The organism is Arthrobacter sp. JCM 19049, assembly GCF_001310435.1.
On sequence record NZ_BAXF01000560.1, the window covers coordinates 1 to 1,300 of the forward strand.

Consider the following 1,300-nt stretch of genomic DNA (forward strand, 5'->3'; position numbering starts at 1 on the left):
GGCCTGGCCGCGGCGCTAGCTGCCGCACTGCGCACCGGTGCTGCCGAGTTGACCGCCCGCGTCGCTGCTCAACGCCGGGATGGGGCAGCTAGAGCGGGGCGTCCTGGCCCTGCGGGACGTCCAGTCCCAGCAACGCGTTCTCGGTGACCTCCATCAGCGCCGGGTGGATCCAGTACTGGCCGCGGGCCGCGGTGTAGGCGTCGATGCCCAGGTTCATGGCCATCACCACCGGCTGGATCAGGTTTGAGGCCTGGTAGCCCATCGCGTGCGCGCCCAAGATCGAACCGTCACGCCGATCGGCGACGACCTTGAACAGCCCGGTCTGATCCTCCAGCGCCCAGCCGTAGGCGGTGTCCCCCACCATCTGGGTTTTGGTGCTCACGTTCTGCCGGCCGATGCGCTGCACCGCCTCCTGCTCGGTCAGCCCGATCTGCGCCAGCTCCGGGTGGGTGAACACCGCCGCGGGCACCGCCCGGTTGGAATTCGCCCGCAGCGCGTGCGGGTGCTGCAGGTTGTGGGCCACCACCCGGGCCTCGTAGTTGGCCACGTGCTTGAGCTGCTCGGTGCTGCAGATGTCCCCCAGCGCGTAGAGCCCGGGCACCGGCTGGCCGCCGCGCAGCACCCGCTGGTACTCATCGACCACCAGCCGGCCGTCCTGGTGCAGGTCCAGCCCGGCCTGCTGCGCGCCGATCAAATCCGTGTTGGGCTTGCGCCCGGTGGCCACCAGCACGATGTCCGCGGTGTGGGTGCCCGTGCTGGTGTGCACTTCCAGGGTCCCGTCCGCGTTCTTGGTGATCCGCTGGGTTTCGGTGTTGCGCTCAACGTTCCAGTACTTCGGGGCCTCGGCGTTGAACGCATCGCGGATCTCCGTGTCCATGTGCCGCATCAGGTGTTGGCGGCGGATCAGCTGGGTGGTGCGGGAGCCCAGCCCGGAGAAGATCGCGGCGAACTCGCAGGCGATGAACCCGCCGCCGACGATCACGATCCGCTCCGGCAGGCGCTCCAGGCGCATCACCGTGTCCGAGGTGTGCACCCCGGGCAGGTCGCAGCCCTCGATGTCCGGGATCACCGCGTGGGATCCGGCCGCGATCACCAGCTGCTCGGCGCTGATGCTGGTGCCCTGGGCGGTGCGCAAGCCGTGGGTGCCATCCAGGGTCACCTCTTCGGCGATGACCTGCACGTTGGGCGACTGGTCCCGGTATTCGTAGCCGTTCTGCGCGATCGGTCGATGCGGGAGAAGATCCGGTCGCGGATCGCCGGCCAGTCGGCGCTGCCCTCCGGCAGGGACACGTTCAGCCGC

1 protein-coding gene is annotated in these 1,300 nt (G+C 69.5%); it reads right to left on the reverse strand.

Annotated features, from left to right (window positions below):
* Positions 1-88: 88 nt before the first annotated feature.
* On the reverse strand, positions 89-1,300 hold a 1,212-nt coding region (locus JCM19049_RS14445; protein ID WP_279403285.1), incomplete at its 5' end, for an FAD-dependent oxidoreductase.